Origin of the sequence: Mesorhizobium sp. M7A.F.Ca.CA.004.06.1.1, assembly GCF_003999135.1 — a bacterium.
GTDB lineage: Bacteria > Pseudomonadota > Alphaproteobacteria > Rhizobiales > Rhizobiaceae > Mesorhizobium.
The window spans coordinates 1-753 of the sequence record NZ_RZPQ01001315.1 but is presented as its reverse complement, the minus strand read 5'-3'; the positions used below and the strand labels follow the sequence as shown (position 1 = coordinate 753).

Here is a 753-nt window from a genome sequence, read left to right as displayed (position 1 = left end):
GGTCAGGGACGGCAAGACCGTGGACAGCGCCGGCAAGGGCGACGCGGTGGCGATCGTCGTCAACCAGACCCCGTTCTATGCCGAGTCCGGCGGCCAGATGGGCGACACCGGCGTTATTTCAGGCGAGGGCTTCTCGATCGAGGTTTCCGACACGCAGAAGAAGGCCGATGGGCTATTCGTCCACATCGGCGAGGTGGCCAGCGGCACGGTCAAGACCGGTGTTGCCGTCGAGCTCAAAGTCGACCATGCGCGCCGCTCCAGGTTGCGCGCCAACCATTCCGCGACGCATCTGATCCATGAGGCGCTGCGCGAGGTGCTGGGCAGCCATGTCGCGCAGAAGGGCTCGCTGGTCGCGCCCGAGCGCCTGCGCTTCGACATCTCGCACAACAAGCCCATTTCACCGGAGGATCTCGAAGAGGTCGAGCGCATGGCCAACGAGATCGTCGTCCAGAACGGCCCGGTGTCCACGCGCCTGATGTCGGTCGACGATGCCATTGCCGAAGGCGCCATGGCGCTGTTCGGCGAGAAATACGGCGACGAAGTGCGCGTCGTGTCGATGGGCACCGGCGTTCACGGCGCCAAGGCCAACCGGCCCTATTCGGTCGAGCTTTGCGGCGGAACGCATGTCCGGGCGACTGGCGATATCGGCCTGGTGCGTGTCGTGTCGGACAGCGCGGTCGCCGCCGGCGTGCGCCGCATCGAGGCGCTGACCGGCGAAGCCGCGCGCAAACATCTCGACGAGCAGGATAGGCG

At 66.5% G+C, this 753-nt stretch carries 1 protein-coding gene; it reads left to right on the top strand.

Annotated elements, in window-relative coordinates; all coding sequences use genetic code 11:
- Positions 1-753 (top strand): alanine--tRNA ligase-related protein (locus EN906_RS36020; RefSeq protein WP_245484416.1); only part of this gene is annotated, 753 nt, incomplete at both ends.